1 protein-coding gene and 1 tRNA gene are annotated in these 579 nt (G+C 47.8%); both read right to left on the reverse strand.

The genetic code is table 11. The annotated features are described in order from the left end of the window. Positions 1-2: 2 nt before the first annotated feature. Positions 3-76: transfer RNA gene (locus tag V5298_RS20805), tRNA-Trp, on the reverse strand. A 118-nt stretch (positions 77-194) separates the two neighbouring features. Beyond that, on the reverse strand, positions 195-579 hold a 385-nt coding region (locus tag V5298_RS20810; RefSeq protein WP_332933311.1), incomplete at its 5' end, for a phosphotransferase family protein.

The raw sequence follows: 579 nt of genomic DNA on the forward strand, positions 1-579 counted from the left end.
GGCAGGGGTGGAGGGACTCGAACCCCCAACCATCGGTTTTGGAGACCGCTGTTCTACCAATTCGAACTACACCCCTAGCGCGCTGTGCATTATACGTATGCCAATTCAAAGGTAAAGCCTTTTTACTAGCATTTCAAATCCTTTGCTTAGCTTTCAATCAATACGTACAAAAACCGTTCACTTCGACCGCTAAATTATCCCTTTTGCTGAGCCTCAAAGGCCGCATACCATAATTGTTCGGTGAGTGTGACGACATCTTGTTGCTCATAAAACCCAGCGATGACCTCAGCCTGGGCAAGTTGAAGGCGCTGGCCATACAGACAACATAGCTGATGGGATTGATGTTCATCCAACCTATTGATTTGTGCACAAGCCACCATATCAAAATAGCGATTTCCCCGCGCAGCATATTCCCAATCAACAATCACAGGGCGAAGGGGATCAACCATATGCCCGTAGGATAAATCGTTGTGACACAGTACCCATTGTCCATTTTCCTTATCATCGAGGCAATGCTCAACAATCAATTGGCGGGCTTGCTTAACCAGAGGGTGCTGAGCAGGCAAACCGGCTCTGGCA

It is taken from the genome of Alteromonas sp. 14N.309.X.WAT.G.H12 (genome assembly GCF_036697315.1).
GTDB lineage: Bacteria > Pseudomonadota > Gammaproteobacteria > Enterobacterales > Alteromonadaceae > Alteromonas.